At 47.1% G+C, this 17,787-nt stretch carries 14 protein-coding genes and 1 pseudogene; 9 read left to right on the forward strand and 6 right to left on the reverse strand.

Features of this window, described 5'->3' with window-relative positions; genetic code table 11:
* Positions 1–68: 68 nt before the first annotated feature.
* From ilvC to leuB, 6 genes are all read left to right on the forward strand, one after another.
* Positions 69–1,061 (forward strand): ketol-acid reductoisomerase, encoded by a 993-nt coding sequence (ilvC, locus tag QFZ77_RS10050; protein WP_047681140.1) that lies wholly within the window; start codon positions 69–71, stop codon positions 1,059–1,061.
* Between the two features lie 317 nt (positions 1,062–1,378).
* Positions 1,379–2,926 (forward strand): 2-isopropylmalate synthase, encoded by a 1,548-nt coding sequence (locus tag QFZ77_RS10055; protein WP_307449384.1) that lies wholly within the window; start codon positions 1,379–1,381, stop codon positions 2,924–2,926.
* Between the two features lie 96 nt (positions 2,927–3,022).
* Entirely contained in the window at positions 3,023–4,219 is a 1,197-nt protein-coding gene (locus QFZ77_RS10060; protein ID WP_307439013.1) for an aminotransferase-like domain-containing protein, read from the forward strand.
* 553 nt (positions 4,220–4,772) lie between these two features.
* Positions 4,773–5,063 (forward strand): hypothetical protein, encoded by a 291-nt coding sequence (locus QFZ77_RS10065; RefSeq protein WP_307439015.1) that lies wholly within the window; start codon positions 4,773–4,775, stop codon positions 5,061–5,063.
* Positions 5,064–5,134: 71 nt separating this feature from the next.
* Complete coding sequence (locus QFZ77_RS10070) at positions 5,135–5,980, forward strand: VanW family protein (protein ID WP_307439018.1); 846 nt, start codon at positions 5,135–5,137, stop codon at positions 5,978–5,980.
* A 166-nt stretch (positions 5,981–6,146) separates the two neighbouring features.
* On the forward strand, positions 6,147–7,226 hold the full coding sequence (leuB, locus tag QFZ77_RS10075) for a 3-isopropylmalate dehydrogenase (protein WP_307439020.1): 1,080 nt from the start codon (positions 6,147–6,149) through the stop codon (positions 7,224–7,226).
* A 93-nt stretch (positions 7,227–7,319) separates the two neighbouring features.
* Here leuB and QFZ77_RS10080 read toward each other — a convergent pair whose 3' ends face one another.
* Positions 7,320–8,123, reverse strand: coding sequence for a DUF2935 domain-containing protein (locus QFZ77_RS10080; RefSeq protein ID WP_307439023.1), 804 nt, complete (start codon positions 8,121–8,123; stop codon positions 7,320–7,322).
* 298 nt (positions 8,124–8,421) lie between these two features.
* On the opposite strand from QFZ77_RS10080, the gene QFZ77_RS10085 reads away from it, so the two are divergent.
* Positions 8,422–8,970: a peroxiredoxin gene (locus tag QFZ77_RS10085; RefSeq protein ID WP_047681044.1), complete on the forward strand. Its 549-nt coding sequence runs from the start codon at positions 8,422–8,424 to the stop codon at positions 8,968–8,970.
* An 81-nt stretch (positions 8,971–9,051) separates the two neighbouring features.
* Positions 9,052–9,441, forward strand: coding sequence for a biotin/lipoyl attachment domain-containing protein (locus QFZ77_RS10090; RefSeq protein WP_307439028.1), 390 nt, complete (start codon positions 9,052–9,054; stop codon positions 9,439–9,441).
* A gap of 225 nt (positions 9,442–9,666) precedes the next feature.
* Here the strand turns inward: QFZ77_RS10090 and QFZ77_RS10095 are convergent, their stop codons facing one another.
* Positions 9,667–10,383 (reverse strand): TetR/AcrR family transcriptional regulator C-terminal domain-containing protein, encoded by a 717-nt coding sequence (locus QFZ77_RS10095; RefSeq protein WP_307439029.1) that lies wholly within the window; start codon positions 10,381–10,383, stop codon positions 9,667–9,669.
* A gap of 113 nt (positions 10,384–10,496) precedes the next feature.
* Between QFZ77_RS10095 and QFZ77_RS10100 the strand changes: the two genes are divergently transcribed.
* On the forward strand, positions 10,497–11,177 hold the full coding sequence (locus QFZ77_RS10100) for a DUF6022 family protein (RefSeq protein ID WP_307439031.1): 681 nt from the start codon (positions 10,497–10,499) through the stop codon (positions 11,175–11,177).
* Positions 11,178–11,195: 18 nt separating this feature from the next.
* On the opposite strand, the pseudogene QFZ77_RS10105 reads toward QFZ77_RS10100, so the two are convergent.
* The 4 genes and pseudogenes from QFZ77_RS10105 to QFZ77_RS10120 all read right to left on the reverse strand — a co-directional run bounded on the left by QFZ77_RS10105 (position 11,196) and on the right by QFZ77_RS10120 (position 17,681).
* A pseudogene (locus QFZ77_RS10105) lies at positions 11,196–11,834 on the reverse strand (cytochrome P450).
* An 89-nt stretch (positions 11,835–11,923) separates the two neighbouring features.
* The gene (locus QFZ77_RS10110) at positions 11,924–13,885 is read right to left on the reverse strand and encodes a glycoside hydrolase family 15 protein (protein ID WP_307439033.1); all 1,962 of its coding nucleotides are present in this window, start codon (positions 13,883–13,885) and stop codon (positions 11,924–11,926) included.
* 221 nt (positions 13,886–14,106) lie between these two features.
* Positions 14,107–17,130, reverse strand: a complete 3,024-nt coding sequence (locus QFZ77_RS10115; RefSeq protein ID WP_307439035.1) for a 1,4-alpha-glucan branching protein domain-containing protein — start codon at positions 17,128–17,130, stop codon at positions 14,107–14,109.
* The gene (locus QFZ77_RS10120) at positions 17,127–17,681 is read right to left on the reverse strand and encodes a DUF4912 domain-containing protein (RefSeq protein ID WP_307439037.1); all 555 of its coding nucleotides are present in this window, start codon (positions 17,679–17,681) and stop codon (positions 17,127–17,129) included. Before QFZ77_RS10120 ends, QFZ77_RS10115 begins: the two co-directional genes overlap by 4 nt.
* Positions 17,682–17,787 lie beyond the last annotated feature (106 nt).

The raw sequence follows: 17,787 nt of genomic DNA on the forward strand, positions 1-17,787 counted from the left end.
AATCGTTGAAACACCCACTCAAGGGGTAGACAATACGGATTCATCATATTAAAGGAGGATTTATTCGAATGGCAGTTACTACTTACTATGAAAAAGATGCAGACTTAGCGGTACTTAAAGGTAAAACGATTGCAGTTGTTGGTTATGGTTCCCAAGGACACGCACAAGCACAAAACTTGCGTGACAGCGGATTGAACGTTATTATCGGACTTCGTGAAGGTCGTTCATGGAACTCTGCAAAAAATGATGGTTTCGAAGTTGTATCCGTTGAAGAAGCAGCAAGACGCGCTGACGTGATCCAAATTTTGATGCCGGATGAAACACAAGCTCGCGTTTACCGTGAGTCCATTCAACCGAACATGAAAAAAGGCGCAGCGATCATGTTCTCCCATGGTTTCAACATCCATTTCGGACAAATCGTAGCTCCTGAAGGTACAGATGTATTCTTAGTAGCTCCTAAATCCCCAGGTCACATGGTACGTCGTACGTATGTTGAAGGCTTTGGCGTTCCTGGCTTGATCGCAATCGAGAAAGACGCTACTGGCAACGCAAAAGCAATCGGTCTTGCTTATGCAAAAGGTATTGGCTGTACACGTGCAGGCGTTATCGAAACTTCTTTCCGTGAAGAAACAGAAACCGATTTGTTCGGTGAGCAAGCTGTTCTTTGTGGCGGTGCTTCTGAACTGGTTAAAGCAGGTTTCGAAACATTGGTTGAAGCTGGTTATGCACCTGAAATGGCTTACTTCGAGTGTCTACATGAGCTGAAATTGATCGTTGATATGATGTATGAAGGCGGACTGGCTTCCATGCGCAGCTCCATCTCCAACACAGCTGAATACGGTGACTATGTAACTGGACCACGTATTATCACAGCTGAAACGAAAAAAGCAATGAAAGCTGTTCTTACTGATATTCAACAAGGTAAATTCGCTCGTGACTTCATCTTGGAAAACCAATCCAACTTTGCTTTCATGAACGCAACTCGCCGCAATGAAGCAGAGCACCCAATCGAAGTGGTTGGTAAAGAACTGCGCGAAATGATGCACTGGATCAAAAAGTAATCAAAAGTACTAATTTATAGCAATACCTTCCACAGGGAGTGATTGAGGAGAATTTCCCAATCACTCCCTGTGAATACTATAAAGACGAGTAAAGGTGTGTCTTTTAAAACTACGAAGAACAGCCTAGTGCAGGGCTCAGTGTTTGCTGGAGAAGCGTAGCGTTCGTATTTGAAAACGTGTCCCTACCTTTTGTTTATTCAGATGAGGGGACATGTTTTCAAGAAACGATCGGAAGTAAATGCTGAAGACCGGAACGGTCATTGGGCTCTGCTTCATAGGTTTAATAGAACAACAAAAATCTCTTAGGAGGTGACATGGTGCGCAAAATTTACATCTTTGATACAACGCTCAGAGACGGAGAGCAGTCGCCGGGTGTGAACTTGAACACACAGGAAAAGGTTGAGATCGCGCTGCAGCTTGAAAAGCTAGGCGTTGATCGTATGGAGGCTGGTTTCCCGGCCGCATCGCCAGGTGATTTGGCTGGTGTGAATGCCGTTGCGAGAGCCGTCAGGAATGCCTCTGTTATCGGATTGTCCCGCTCGAAGGAGAGTGACATCGAGGCCGTTCGTGAGGCGCTACAGGGCGCTCAGGACCCGTGTATTCATCTATTCTTAGCGACGTCTCCTATTCATCGCCAGCATAAGCTGAAGATGGAGAAACACCAAGTGCTTGAGACAGCTGAAGCAGCGATTAAATATGCGAAGAAGTATTTCAGCAAAATCGAGTTTTCACTCGAAGATGCTGGTCGTACCGAGCTGGATTTCATCGCGGAAGTAACAGCAATGGCTATTCGCGCTGGCGCGTCCGTCGTGAATATTCCGGATACAGTCGGATTTATGACGCCATACGATTACGGTAATATTTTCAAAATGCTGAAGGAAACCGTGCCAGGCATTGAGAAGATTCAGCTGAGCGCGCACTGCCATGACGACCTCGGAATGGCTACGGCTAACGCGCTAGCGGCGGTAATCAATGGTGCTGATCAAATCGAAGGCACCATCAACGGCATCGGCGAGAGAGCGGGCAACACCTCGATCGAGGAAGTTGTAATGGCGCTCGAGACGCGCCAGGACTTCTACCAAGCGAAAACTTCGCTTGTGCTGAAAGAGATCTACCGCACCAGCCGTTTGGTCAGCAAGCTGACCGGCATGGTGGTGCCAGGCAATAAGGCGATCGTCGGCGCTAACGCGTTCGCCCATGAGTCTGGCATCCATCAGGATGGGATGCTCAAAGAGAAAACGACTTACGAGATTATTTCCCCTGAGACCATCGGGGTCAAGGAAAGTAAGCTCGTAATGGGTAAACACTCCGGACGCCATGCGTTCCGTGAGAAGCTAATTGACCTCGGCTACGACCTCGGAGACGAGCAAGTGAACGCGGCTTTTGCCAAGTTCAAAGATTTGGCAGATCGCAAGAAGCAGGTAGAAGACGAAGATATTCGCGCATTGATCGAAGAGAAACTGATCGAGACGCCGGAAATTTTTGCGCTAGGCACGCTTCAGGTTGCTTATGGTAACCAGATGACACCAACGGCAACGGTTCATGTTCGCTTCCAGGACGGAACCGAAGTGGCGGAAAGTGCAGTCGGTAACGGCTCAGTTGACGCGATTTATAATGCGATCGATAAAGCAACGAAGGAAGACGTCGAGCTGGATGACTACTCCATCAAATCCGTATCTCACGGGAAAGATGCATTAGGTGAAGTTCACGTTGTTCTTAAGCAGAATGATGTGTCCGTTCAAGGTCGCGGTATTTCTACGGATATTCTGGAAGCAAGCGCCAAAGCGTATTTGGACGCTGTGAACAGGCTCATTGATAAACGCAAAACCCCAACAAGCAACAGAAGCAACGTTACGTTGATTTAATAACCTTGAGTCCACGGCACCACCCAGATAAGCACCTCACCTCCAAGCATAGCGAGGAGGGGTGCTTTCTACAAATGCGAAAGGATGCGTCCATTTATGAAATATCGATTTTCTAAATCGCTTGAAGGTTTCTCATCCTCGGCGGTAAGAGAAATTCTCAAGCTGACACAAGGCAGCTCGATTATTTCTTTTGCTGGCGGATTGCCTGCTGAAGAGTTTTTTCCTTTGGACGCGGTTGCTGAAGCGTTTCAAAGAGTGATTGGCGGCGGGAAGTCAGCGCTGCAATATGGTTTGACCGAGGGCTACAAGCCACTTCGCGAATCCTTATGCAAGCGGATGGCTGCTAAGAATATGCAAGTAACACCTGATGAGATGCTGCTGACGACGGGTTCTCAGCAAGCGATTGATCTTCTTACACGTGTTTATATTGATGAAGGCGATGTCATTCTTGTTGAAAGCCCGACGTATTTGGCGGCGATTCAAGTATTTCAAGCCAAAGGCGCTAAGATTTATTCGGTTGATAGCGATAATGACGGTATGATTCTTGAAGATCTATCGGTCAAAATTGCGAAGCACAATCCGAAGATGGTTTATGTCATTCCGACCTTCTCCAACCCGGCAGGCCGGGCATGGAGCTTGGAGCGTCGTCAAGGCTTATTAGATATTTGCCGCGGCGCTGAAGTACTTATTCTGGAAGATGATCCGTATGGAGAAATTCAGTTTGACGAAAATGAAACCTATCCAACGATCTTTTCCCTAGGCGGTAAAGCGGAAGGTGGCAATGTCGTTTACACCAGCACCTTCTCCAAAACCGTCGCGCCTGCGTTCCGAACAGGATGGGTAATGGGCGACGAAACCATTATTCGCCAAATTGCTCGTTTTAAGCAATCTGCGGATCTGCACTCCAGCACGATTGATCAGCAAACGCTGTATCATCTGCTTGAGCACTTTGATCTCGACGCACATATCTCCTTAATTCGTGAGCAATATCTGGATCGGATGAAATTCATGTCAGGCCTATTGAAAGATTTAAACTGGCCTGGACTGAAGTGGGAAGAACCGAAGGGCGGCATGTTCATCTGGGTGGAGCTGCCAGCGCATATTCGTGCAGAAGATCTGCTGAAAATCGCGGTAAAAGAAGGCGTAGCCTTTGTTCCAGGATCCACATTTTACGCCGAAAATCCACAATACAACACAATGCGCCTGAATTACACACATACGGATCGTGCGAACACGATTCTCGGTATGCAGAAATTAGCTAAGGCTATGGAATCATATCTACAAAATGCATAAAAGATAGCACACGCACCCTCATGCAAATTGGTCGTCCAAGATCATCGGCATGGGGTGCTTTTTTGCGATCTATATTGGAAATACAGAATAGAAAGAGCCGCCTAACCCAAGAAATCTTCACTGGGATTTGGCGGCTTGTTATTCGTTCCGATTCATTCATCCAATCTTGCTTTACATTAAGGGTCTTGAATCGGGATCAGTTAACTATGCTCAATTGAGGTTACTGGATGAATGAATCCATATTCGCTGTTAAGTGATGTTGTAAAAAGTGCAACAGCCTTTGGGCGTGTGAATTGTTGTACAAAATACAACTTGCTGCTTCGGGAAGTCACCACAGGGTAGAGTTTCTTAGAAGAGGCAAGAAGTGTAGAGTTCCTTAGAAGTTGCACAGGGTAGAATTCCCATAGAAGCACCAGTAAAGTTGGCGCGCTAAAAGTGATCATCCGTCCGAAGAAACCAATAGAGATGGGATTCTCAGTAAGACGTTTTTCATCTAGAAAATCATCGGATCATTGACATGGAATATATTTCAAATTATGATAAAAGGAGGACGATGGAAAGGATTGGTGACTTCATGTTGATACAGATTTCCAATTATTTGTTCATGGGTTCTTTATTATTGCTTATTGTAACTTGTATTGCAAAAGGTGCATTGAGCCAGGGGTTTACTAGTGTAACTGGTTTGGGTGGCAATAGCGGGTCAGTCACTGATTTGAATATGGAACATAATCAAAAGAAACATTTTCAATTTCAAGATTCATTGGTTGGTAGGATCGTTAATTCTTATTTCTTTTGGATTTCTGTTTTTGGTATTATCATTTCCATGGTTATTTCAAAACTCTAAGATTATTAAAAGCCGCTAAGCCAGTTATTGAACTACTACTGGCATTGGCGGCTTTTTGCTCAAAAAGATCGATGAAATTGTCTGTTGTTGAAGGAGGCTTTTCTTTGCTTAAACCAATCAACCGAAGCCGAGCAAGAATATTTCTTGGTAAAAAAGTGTATCGACTTAAAAGGTATCTTCAATGGTATTTGGATGGGAAGACCTATGCCAAAGCGAAGCAAGCGGAGCCTCTCCCTTATCTCCTATTTTCACATAAAACCCCACTCCTTAGACAGCTGAAGGATGTAGATATGTGGCTTCAGCACAATAAAGTGATTAATCTAAGGATAGCAGCCAAGCAGTTAAACGGTGTCATTGTGAAGCCAGGTGAAACATTCTCCTATTGGCGGTTAATTGGCAGCACGACCAGGCGTAAAGGTTATCTGGACGGTATGGTGCTTTTTCATGGGCAGGTACAGGCAGGTGTCGGAGGTGGGTTATGCCAGCTTTCGAATTTAATCTACTGGATGACACTGCATACGCCACTTACCGTAACGGAAAGGTATCGCCACAGCTATGACGTATTTCCGGATACGGGAAGAAGTCAGCCTTTTGGAAGTGGAGCAACTTGTTTCTACAATTATTTAGACTTGCAAATTCTTAATGAGACAACAGAGGAATTCCAACTCGTTATCCGGGTCACGGATACTCATTTGGTTGGGGAGTGGCGTGCTGTTAGGCCAGCCATGCATACCTATGAAATTTATGAGAACAAACATTGGATTACGCGCGAATACTGGGGCGGCTATGTTCGTCACAATGAGATACATCGCAGAGTGCTGAACTTGGAAGGTGAAATCGTTGGTGATGAATGGGTGACTGAGAATCATGCCATCATGATGTATGAGCCCTTGTTAGAAGCGGGGGTGAATTACTAATATGCAAGTGAGGGATTCTATTTTCTCGATTATAGGTGATACCTATAAATACGATAGCTTTTATATCTAAAGAAGAGGGGCTACTTATGATACAATGTTAGCAGTATATAACGATAGTAAATGCTTTCAATAGCAGGTTTACTAATCTAAGGAGTGAATGGCAGTCATGGCAGATGTGAAGAAAATCGCTGTAATCGCTGGAGACGGAATTGGTCCAGAAGTCGTTGCAGAAGCGGAAAAAGTATTAAAACGTACCGAAGAATTGTTCGGTTATCAATTTGAAACAGAGCATGCCTTGTTCGGCGGTATTGCGATTGATGAGAAAGGCACGCCACTTCCGGAAGAAACGTTGAAAGTTTGCCAATCGGCAGACGCAGTACTTCTAGGAGCTGTTGGCGGACCGAAATGGGATAACAACTCCAAAGAGCTTCGTCCTGAAACGGGCCTGCTCGGCATTCGTAAAGCGCTTGGACTGTTCTCGAACATTCGTCCAGCTTTCATCTTTGACTGCTTGAAAGAAGCTTCCACGTTGAAGCCTGAAGTGCTGGAAGGAACGGATTTGATCGTAGTTCGTGAATTGACTGGCGGGATCTACTTCGGTGAGAAATTCCGTCGTGAAACAGCTAATGGTCAAGAAGCTGTCGATACTTGTGCTTATAATGTTACTGAAATCGAGCGTATTGCTCGTCAAGCGTTTGAAATCGCACAAACGCGTCGCAAGAAGCTTGCTTCTGTAGACAAAGCGAACGTTCTGGAAACTTCCCGTCTATGGCGCGAAACCGTGAACCGCATTGCGGTTGATTATCCGGATGTTGAGCTAGAGCACGTGCTTGTTGATAACTGTGCGATGCAATTGCTGCGCCGCCCGTCCAGCTTCGATGTCATCGTGACTGAAAACATGTTCGGCGACATTCTGAGTGATGAAGCAGCCATGTTGACAGGTTCCATCGGTATGTTGGCATCCGCTTCTCTTGGCGAAGGCAGCTTCGGCTTGTACGAGCCGGTACATGGCTCCGCTCCGGATATTGCAGGTCAAGGTATCTCCAATCCAATCGCAACAATCCTTTCCGTTGCTTTGATGTTCCGTTTGACATTCGGTTACCACGAAGCAGCGGATTCCATCGAGCGTGCGGTGAAAGAAGTGCTGGATGCGGGTCACCGTACAGGCGACATCGCTGTTGACAAGAGCAAAGCTATCGGTACTCTTGCAATGGGCCAACTGATCGTAGACGCTATGCGTAAATAATAAAAAAAGCTTGCCAGACGAGGCCGTAGAGGCTTCGGAGGGCGAGCTTTTTTTGTAGAAATGAAGAAATAATAAGGCAAACATTTGGTGAGTCTAGTTTGCAGCTTTTTTTCTTGTTAGGCTTGCTTCAAACATATCAATGATAAATAGGAATCGTTCTGCCTCACGAAACACATGGTCAGCAAGTAAAGGATGAATGATACTTTTTATACGACAAGCTTCGATTAATTCCCTTGCTGTTTTTTTGAAATCTCGGAGAGAAACAACAGAAACCCGATTCTGATCAAGGAATTGGTCGAGAAGCGGCTCCGTTTGGGATTGAGGACGCATTCCGCTTAAATCAATGGCTTGAAAGAGCAGTTGGTCAAAATCTTGACTAAAGTTTCGAGCTTGTTCAACTAGTTGTCGTTCGGACGGATCAAGGAGATGTCCGATGAACTTCGCATGGTCAGCCATTATTCTCAAAAAGAAAACATTTTCATCAATGATCGCATCGGGCAGAGGTTCTAATCGACCAGCATTCAATTCCTCTAAGCGATTTCTAAAATAATTGGCCTCTCTGCTGATATGATCAACTAATAAAGGGAAATTGTTACCGCCTGGAAGTTTACATTGGATGATGAGACCCAAAACTCTTCTTTTAAAAGCCCATATATGGGTTGCGGCTAAGTGTACTTCCATGTTAAAGCGTTTGATTTGTTCAGGATCAGTTAACTCGTTAAATGAATGGGATTTGCCTTCTATTTGTTCAAAAGTATGATAAAAATGATCGGCTTCTTGGATTAATTGCGTATCCTCACACCGAAATCCCAGCTTCAGAAATAAAGAATGCTCTTTCATAATTCGTGACCAGAATCGTATCTCATCCAATGAACGACTAACGAACTCATTTGACAATTCCGACACTCTCCTCCAGAAGTAGTCTAATACCCTATGTATAATCTTCGTGGGAGGAGCTTATGCAGATGTTGTGAAAAAAGGACAACGAATGACTTTAATAGTTCCGCATAATTTTTGGTTAGGGAAGGAGCAGGGCATCCAAAAACGTACTTAGGGAAGCGAAATCGTTCATGTACATCAGGACTTCATATATTATAATAATTATTATGTAGTATCTGATCTAATTATTGACTTTCATCTAGTCGGATGTTACCATTTTATACGAATAAGATAGATTTGAGGAGGAATCATACCCATGGCAGAGCGTTTAGTTGGTAAACAAGCTCCAGATTTTACAATGGAGACCGCTACAGGTGACGGTAAAGAATTTGGTAAAGTTTCTTTGTCTGATTACAAAGGAAAATGGTTAGTATTATTCTTCTACCCATTGGACTTCACATTCGTTTGTCCAACAGAAATCACAGCACTTAGTCATGCAGCTGCTCAATTCAAAGAATTGGACACTGAGATCCTTGGTGTTTCCATCGACAGCATCCACACGCACAAAGCTTGGATCAATACGCCAATCAACGATAATGGTCTTGGCAAATTGGAATTCCCACTTGCTGCTGACATCACGAAATCCGTAGCTCGTGACTACGGCGTTCTGATCGAAGAAGAAGGTATCGCGCTTCGCGGTCTGTTCATCATCGATCCAGAAGGCGAATTGAAATACGAAGTTGTTAACCACAACGACGTAGGCCGCAGCGTAGAAGAAACGCTTCGTGTGCTTCAAGCGCTTCAATCCGGCGGATTGTGCCCAATGAACTGGAAACCAGGCGACAAAAATCTGGTTGTAAAATAAGCTTTTGAATACATAGAGAAGCTCCTCTGGTTGGCATGCGAATGCGAGCAGGGGAGCTTTTCTTCATGAAGGAGAGCAGATATGACTGTTTCCACGAATTTGAAATATACAAGAGATCACTACTGGATTCGGCTGGACGGGGAAAAAGCTATTGTCGGATTAACGGAGTACGGCATTAGCGAGCTGGGTATGATTGTTTTTATGGAGCTCCCAGATCAGGATACTCATGTGAGAAAAGGGGAATTCATTGGCTCTGTTGAGACTGCGGCGGATGACGAACACGATCTGCTAGCCCCTTTATCCGGTAAAATAACATCAGTCAATCGGCTGCTGGAAAGAGCGGTGATGCTGGTTCAGGAATCCCCTTATGATAAGGGCTGGCTATTTACGATTCAGTTGAGTCAAGATTCTGAGCTGGAGCAGCTATTGGAAGAGGATACTTATGTACAGGAGTTTTCGCTGGAAGACTGAAAAAGAAGGACGTAAGCCTCACTGAAGTGAGTTCTTACGTCCTTTTTTCAATCGCTGAAAAGGTAGACGCTTCCATAAAAATTTTTGGTATGATGATAGGTGATAGAACTATGAACTGTCCAACAGGGAGGAAATGTGAAAAAACCAACAAAGCTGCCCAAATTGTACGTTAAGCGGCAGTTCCGGACTTTACGCGTCCGGAACTGCCGCATTTGTATTCAATATCTAGTGTTGGCCGCTTGCAAGCTTATCAACGAAACCAGCAAGCAGCACATCCAACCCGAACGAAAACTCATCCTCCCAGTTCACAGAAGTCGTATAAGCGGCTAGGCGGATAAAGTGGGGATATCGCTCCTTGGGTAATGCCTCAATCTCTTTGTATCTTGTCTCCGATTCTTCCTGGTTTTCCTCCGAAAACTTCGCGCGATCCCTCAATCGGCATTCTTCTTCGACAAAGCCGTAGATGAAGTTCTTGAGCATGGCTGCAAGCCACGGCACTTGGACATCCTTAAATCCAGCTTCGACGAGCGCCCGAAACAGAAATTCGATATGTGCCAAACGGTTGGGGCTTGCCGCATGCGTCGCGTTCATGATGTGCACGGCGTCTGGGTATTGCAGCAGACTTAGGCGGAAGCTCATCGACCACAGGCGCAGCTGCATTTTCCAATCCAAAGCGGTATCGGGAAAATCAATCTTGGTGCTGATCTCTTCTGCCAAGAGATGAAGCAGCTGTTCTTTGTCCTTCACATGGTAGTACAAAGATGAGGCTTTCACGCCTAGTGAGTCGGCGATTTTGCGCATGCTGATGCCATCCAAGCCCTCGACTTTAAGCAGTTTCAGCATGATCCCGACAATGCGGGCACGATCGAGAGGCGTGTGAAGCGGCTCACTCCGATTCGTGTCCTCATCTGTCGTTAAGGGATGAATTCGTCTTCTTGCCATGTCAGATCACCTTCCATTTTATCTCTTGACAAGTATAGCACAACAGTTTAATCTAACGGTATTATATTGTTATTTATCACTGTTAGATTAAATGATAAGAGGAGCGTATAAACATGCAAACGACCACTATTGAATCCATTGCCCGTACCGCCGGGGATATTTTATCCCATGCGTGGAAAGCAGTCTACGACGAGGAGAAGGATGAACTGACCGAGATGTTCAAGAAGTTCGGCGATCGCGCCTATGGCGCGTGGATTCAACAATTTATGGCGCCGGTTGCAGAGCGGCTTACCGCTGATGGTTTCATCATCAGGGGCGGATTTAACTTAAAGGATTCCATTGAGAACTGGGGACCGCCTGAAGAACGGGAACGCTGCGTTTGGTATGTCGTAAAGACAGCGGAAGGTGAAGAGGTGGGTACGTTGGTGCTGCAGGTCTATCATTCGCACCGCTCGTTCTTCATGCCAAGAGCACCGCGACTGCTGGCACTTGAAGTTACGGATCGGGAAGCCATTATCGCCGCACTCTCGGATGCTTCAACCCGAATCCGCTGGGATTTAAGGGAGGAACGAATGCCTCAGCCGCAATTACAATCCTTCCCAAGTCAGCGGTTCGAGTACGCGACAGATACTTCAATCGGAGATGGACTAAAGCCTGCAGCAGACGGTCAGCTATACAGCTGGAATTTGGACGATGCGCTGGGCCATTGGGGGCGGTATGGATGGGAACTTGTATTCGTCGTTCCAGCTGGAGGCAAAGTGATTGCGTACTTCAAACGCCCGCTGAATGACTAAGGGCTCTGTACACAACTTCTATGATTTCCGCAAAATAATAGGCATCTGTTTGATTCCAAACATCACCCAACTGTCGATCCTCTCCAACACATGGGAGCGATCGAGGTGGAACTCTGGGAATCGATGAAGCAGCGTTTGAATAGCAATTTTACTTTCCAAACGAGCTAATTGCGCTCCTAAGCAGAAGTGAATTCCGTGACCAAAAGCAAGATGGGGATTGGGATTCCGGTGGATGTCGAAGATGTCCGGGCGCTCGAATATGTCTTCGTCATGATTGGCCGAGCCAATCCAGATGTTGACCATTTGTCCGGGAGTTAGAGTTTGCCCGCGTAGAACCGTTGTCTTTTTTACGGTTCAAATCATCGTTTGAACAGGTGAACAATAACGAAGAACTTCCTCAAGAGCCTGTGGAACCAAGGAGCGATCCGCTAAAAGCTGCTCTTTGACATCTGGATGGCTATCGATGAGGAGCAGTGCCGAGGCAATTAGGTTCGTTGTGGTTTCATTTCCTGCAACAAGCAGCAGGATGCAGAAGCCGATCACTTCCAGATCGCTTAATTGTTCACCATCTGCCTTCGCGCGGAGAAGACGACTAATCAGATCATCCTGCGGTTCAAGCCGTCTCTGATCCGCTATAGAGGTAAAATAGACACTCATCTCTCTGTTCTCAAAATGAAATGAAAAAAACCTCCCGGAATGAACAAGTGTTCAAATCCATGGGAGGTTAAAATACGTTAAAGCTTTTTTCACTTGGTAAGCTGTTTATATTTGTTCAAGTACTTCACGACGGTCAGCACATAAGTGGCGTGCGACCAAGTAAGTGGAGCAACGGATACCGGTTCACCTGTGAAAGGATCTAATTGTTCCGATAGAACGCCGCTTTCCATTGCGTGTTTGACGACCCATTCAAGCGTTTGGCGCGGTGCTTCGAGATCCGCCAGTGTCTTGGCATACTCGATTTCCCATTCGGCTATCCACAATGTACAGATGATCCAAGGATTACCTGGCACGTTCTCAATATCCGTGGAGCGTTGGAAGTAATAGTCGTGATGATAACGAGCGGAACCTCCAACTTCGGTTTTGATCATGAGTCCAGCTTTGTTGGCTTTCATCGTGCTCACCACACGATCATCGTCAGCAGGCAGAACGCCGAATTCAAAGATACCGTAAACGGAGCTTTCGAGCGTCATATCTTTCACCCATTCGCCATCTTCCATGTACAAGCCGCGAACGAATCTTTGTTCTCCCTCGTCCCACAGATGCTTGAGGATACCGGATTTGATTTTCTCCGCTGTATGCTTGTAACGATTGCTTCGCTCTTCATCCCCGAACAGGTTGCTGAAGTTGGAAGCGGCAATAAGTCCGCCATAAACCGCTGAAGCTGTAAACGTAAATATACCGTAACGTTCTTCCCACAGATCATAACTTGGCTTCGGCAGGTTCAATTCCTGATCAATGTAAGTGGACATGAATCTGGCCGCTCTGCGAATGAGATTGCGATAGAGGGATTGGGCGAATTCGAGGCTTCCATTTTTCTGGAAATCCTGCCAAAGGGCGTATAACACAAGGGCAGTCTCATCTTCTTGAATAGGAAGCTGTACCCGTCCGGAATGAATGTATGGATGCCAACTGGAGCCTACGGTGCCGTCCGGATTGTATTTATGATGCAAGTAACCTTCGGGTGACAGCACATTCGCACAGAAGTTAAAGAAAGGAATAATCATTCCTTGGTAGCCAGCCATGGACATGGAATAAGCAATTAAAGCACCGTCTCGAGGCCACATATAACTGTAATGATCGCGGTTGCTTTGCATAATATCGGAATCGTTCGCAGCAATGATCGCGCCGTTTACATCCGTTTGGGTCCTAACTAGCAGTAGACTTTGTTTGAAAAGTCGTTGGACTTCGAGCGGCAGATCGCCGTAATCGCGCTCAATTTTGTTTGCCCATCTTTGCCAGTACACGGTTACGCGGTCAAGGAGTTTACTGGGGTGGCTGTCTTTGACATAGGCATCGAGCTTCTTGACTTCCTCCAGCGTTTTGCCAGCACCCATCCAATAATAGAGCGTTTGGTTAGCATTCGGTGGTACGAAGAGTCGAAAAGAAATGGTACTATCGACAGAGCCTTGAGCAATGGCATTGCCCATCAAATGCCCATCTTCCGCGTCGCGCCAAGTTCCCTCGGCATTATAAAACCTTTTGACACCTGTAGAGTATTGATAAATGCCATCGGTTCCTGTACTGCCGTTAAACATAAAATATCTGTCTTTCTTATAATGGAATACCGTATTATTCGCTGGATAGTATGCGGCTGTATCCCCAACTTCTGTCTCATTAATGAGCAAGTCTTGATTGAAGAACATCCTTATTTCGCGAACGGTACTATTGTGATTCGTAATTTGGATGCGTTTGAGGTAAATATCCTCGCGCTGATGAACCCCGTCATTCATGAGCAGAGTGACACCAAGACCGGGATGCGTAGCTGTCACTTCGGTGACGAGCGAATCCTCCACATAGGCAAGTTTAAATTGCCATTCAGGGGCATTCAGCCAGGCGAAGGAACCATCCACCCATATACCAACACGGCATTGATAACCGCCAATATGGTTAAGCTGGCCTACGAAAGGATAATACAGATCTCGCATGTAGGAATGCTGATCGAGGTTAATAAGAAATTTTCCGTTTCCGATGACCAGATGTCTAGGCAATAAAATCACTTCCCCACTCTTTTGTTTGATCGCGCGATTCAGAACCCGTCCTTGAGGTATCCAGCTTGGGATATCGCGTCCTCGTTTCGCTAGTAACTAGGACATAGTAGCACAGGGCTTGCCAATAGGTTACCTAATTATTACCAAGGAATCAATGATTGTTTGAAAAAAATCTGAAAATTCCCACTGGTCACGCTTACATACTGGCATAGTTATCCATATTATTTCATTATTTCCTTCTGGTTGGGGAATATACCTGATCTCTGTTGGTGAAGGAGAATCAATTTTTCATAAGCTTCCGTTGTCAACGTGCTGATTTGGTCCCAATGAAAGGTCTCGCTGACTCTGCTCAAAGCGGCCGCAGCGAGTTCGGTTGCGTCGTCAGGCTTTTCTAAAAATTGGGCAATCTGAAAAGCTAGTGCATTTGCATCGCCCGGGGGCACTTTGCAACCGTTAATGCCATGATCGACAATCTCAGCAAGACCTCCCGTATCCGATACGATGAGTGGTGTACCGCTTGCCATTGCTTCCAAAGCTACAAGACCAAATGGCTCATAGAGGCTTGGAATTACACAAAGCTCCGCGGAAAGCAAAAGCTGACTTTTGTCGGCCTCATCTAGGAATCCTGTAAAGCTGACCCGGTCACTTAACGGAGCAGCCAGTCTCTCTAATGCTTCAAGCTCAGGTCCTGTACCCGCGATAATCAGCTTAGTTTCGGGGTAACGTTTAAGAACAAGCCTCATGGCGGCTATGAGGATATGCACGCCCTTTTCATAAACAAGCCTCCCGAGGAAGGCAATAATTCGATTCTGTTCATCACCACTATAAAGAGCATTAGAAAGAAGCGGATTAACAGTTTCAAGGGAATTAGCTGATGCACGAAAAGGAATAACACCATTAGGTATATGAGTCATTTTATGGATAGGTACATGAAATAGGCGAATGACTTCTTCCTGCATATAAAGGCTGCAGACAACGAGCTGATCGGCTTCGTCGGCTAACTTATTTTCTAATGCATGTATCCGTTGTTGTACCGGGGTATCCAGCTTCCCTTGATTTCGGCCATACTCGGTAGCATGGATCGTTGCAAGGAGCGGGAGTTGAAGCGCATTTTTGGATTCTTTGGCTGCATAAAAGACAAGCCAATCATGAGCATGAATGATATCGAATTGCATGCCTTGTAAAGTTAAGCGGTGGATGGCATCGGTGAAAGCCATATTCATTTGAAAGACCCAATCCAAGAAGTGAGTGGCTCCAGTGGACTGGAGAACCTCTACACGATGAATATGCACCCCATCAGACCGCTCATAGGGAAGGCAATCGGGAGCAAGACACGTAATGACATGAACGTCATGGCCGAAGGCAGCAAGATGCTTAGATAAGTCGTAAACAGCTCTGGCGAGACCACCGATTACACGCGGCGGGTATTCCCATGCGACCATAAGAATACGCAGAGGTGTGGACTTGCCATCGGATGAGAATTTGAATGAAGTACTATCCAAAGAGCTATTTAAACTTATTGAAGGGCTAGTTTGGAAAAGACGGTAATGGAGCTCCGGTAGAAAGGGGGATCTCCGTTCTAAGGAAAACACGAATCCGGACAGCTCTTTGTCTGAAGCTGCTGCTTCTAGCCCGTTAAGTAATTTATGAAAATGGGATAAATGCGTTTCTATGCGGTTAGCCGCATAGGTGGTTACCGTTTCCGCATCTAGGATGAACGTCCAGTCGCTGCTTTGCGCGAGCATAAGCTCTCTCGCGGCTTGGTCCAGTGCACGCTGCTGCATCTTCGTGAGCAGCTCGGGGTTCAGGTGCTTTTGCGCAGCAAGCACCATACGATCCTCCGCCGCGTGCAGCAGCGGATGTACCCACTGGCTGCGCGGCTGCAGCCAGACCTCGGCGTAGCCGCCGCGGCCCCAGCTCGACACGGGAAGCTTAGCTTCCGTGGTCGGCGCATGGGCGGCGGCATAGCCGCCTAACGTAGTCGTGTCCACGACTACGCCCTCAAGGCTGCGCGCGGCAGCGAGCCCGCGCAGCACAGCCTCAAGCCACTGGTGGCCTTCGTACCACCAGTGCCCGAACAGCTCGGCATCGTATGGACATACGATGACCGGTGGTTCCGCCGGCCGCGCTTCGCGGTCGCCGGCGGCCAAAGCTAACGCCTCGCGCTCCTCAGCGAGGCGGCGAAGCTGCGCCACCCGGCTAGCGACGAAATGCTCAGCATCCTGCTGAGCTTTCTGAGCGGCCCGCGCCGGGTGGTAGGGCGCTTTGGCGTCACCTGCGGCTGCGCCGGTGACGCTGTAGTACTTGAAGCCCGTATGTATGCGTGCGCCGTCCGGCAGCACATAGGGCTTCAAGTACTCCCATTCGGCCCCGCCGTCTTGGCCGAGGTCGTAGCCGATATCGCGATAATACTCGCGATAATTGGCATCGCTCGGGTACCCGACTTCGGCGCTCCATACCTGAGCGCCGGCTTCGAGGTCCCGAGCAAAGGCGCAGGCGCCGCTTTGCGTACGCAGCGGCGTCCCCGCTGTGCCCTGCATCTGCGGCGTTACCACAGCCTGCGCGTGCGCATGTGCGTCCACTACGAAGTAGCGAAGGCCAAGTGCCTGCAAGTGGGGCTCCACCGCAGGCGTATAGCCGCACTCCGGCAGCCAGATGCCAGTCGGAGCGGACCCGAAATGCCGCCGGAATTCCGTTACGGCGGCTTCAAGCTGCGCGCGTATCGCGGCGTCGTTCTTGACTAGTGGCAAGAACGCATGCGTCGCGCCGCACGTTATTAATTCTAAGCAGCCAGTGCTTCTTAGGCTGCGGAACTTACCAATCAGATCGCCCCGAAGGCGATCGTACAAAGCCATAAGCCGATGATACTGGTCGGCATAGAGCTTCGCCGTAGGACCGAAGTCGGCATGACCCCACAGACGAATAACTTCTCGCTGAGCCAGTTCACACAGCGAGGTCAGATGCCTGCGAAGCCTCATCTTTAAACGTGAATCCTCGAGCATGGCAAGCAGCGTCGGGGACAATGACAATGTGAGATGGAAGGGCACTTCATCTTCAAGAAGCCGTTCTATCATTTCGATCAAAGGAAGATAGCTATCGACAACGGCTTCGAAGAACCATCGCTCTTCTAGGGTGATGTTCTCCTCCTCATGTCGAACATAGGGGATATGGGCATGTAAAAGCAAGGCAACGAAACCTTGTACATTGGAGCTGGTGTTCGCGTTGGCGTTTGTGTTTGTGCTCAATCAGTATCGCCTCCAGATTCCGTATCTGCTGAGTATGCGGTCTTCGGTGAATACACCGAATAGGCAGAGAAATGCTCATTAGCTTCAGGCGTCATTCGCTGAAAGGAAACGGCAATAGGCCGGTATGTAACTAGTTGATCATTCATCTGGTAAGAAGGAAATTCTTGATTTGTATCTATGGGGGGAGTCTGAATCGTATTGGAACGCAGAAGCGGGAGAAACTGCCCCTGTTCATTCACAATGCCAAGATCCGCGAAGTAACTTTGGCCTGGGTGAAACCCGCTCAGAAAGCATGATTCTCCATGGGGAAGTAGAAGTTCTGAGACACTGTCAGCTTGGTGGCTATCTATTGGTAGATCGGTTACATGATAAAATCGCAATGTAGGCTGAAGCGCCTGCCAGTCTGTATCGAAATGTTCCTGTACCATGTTCTTTTTTCTTCCAGAGAGCTTCCAGTAGGCAAACAGAACAGTCGGGGACTGGATTAGCAAATGAAGTGTATCCCGATCCATAGGATCAACAGGGAGTGCTTGGATAGGTATCGGACTCACCTTTTCTCAGGGTAGTTATGGAAAATAAGCTGCAAGGATCTTGAGCAACATTGTAGCATATGCACCATACAAACGAAAAATCTCCACCTTATCTAAAAGGGGGAGA

The sequence above is a fragment of the Paenibacillus sp. V4I3 genome, from assembly GCF_030817215.1.
Classification (GTDB): Bacteria; Bacillota; Bacilli; order Paenibacillales; family NBRC-103111; genus Paenibacillus_E.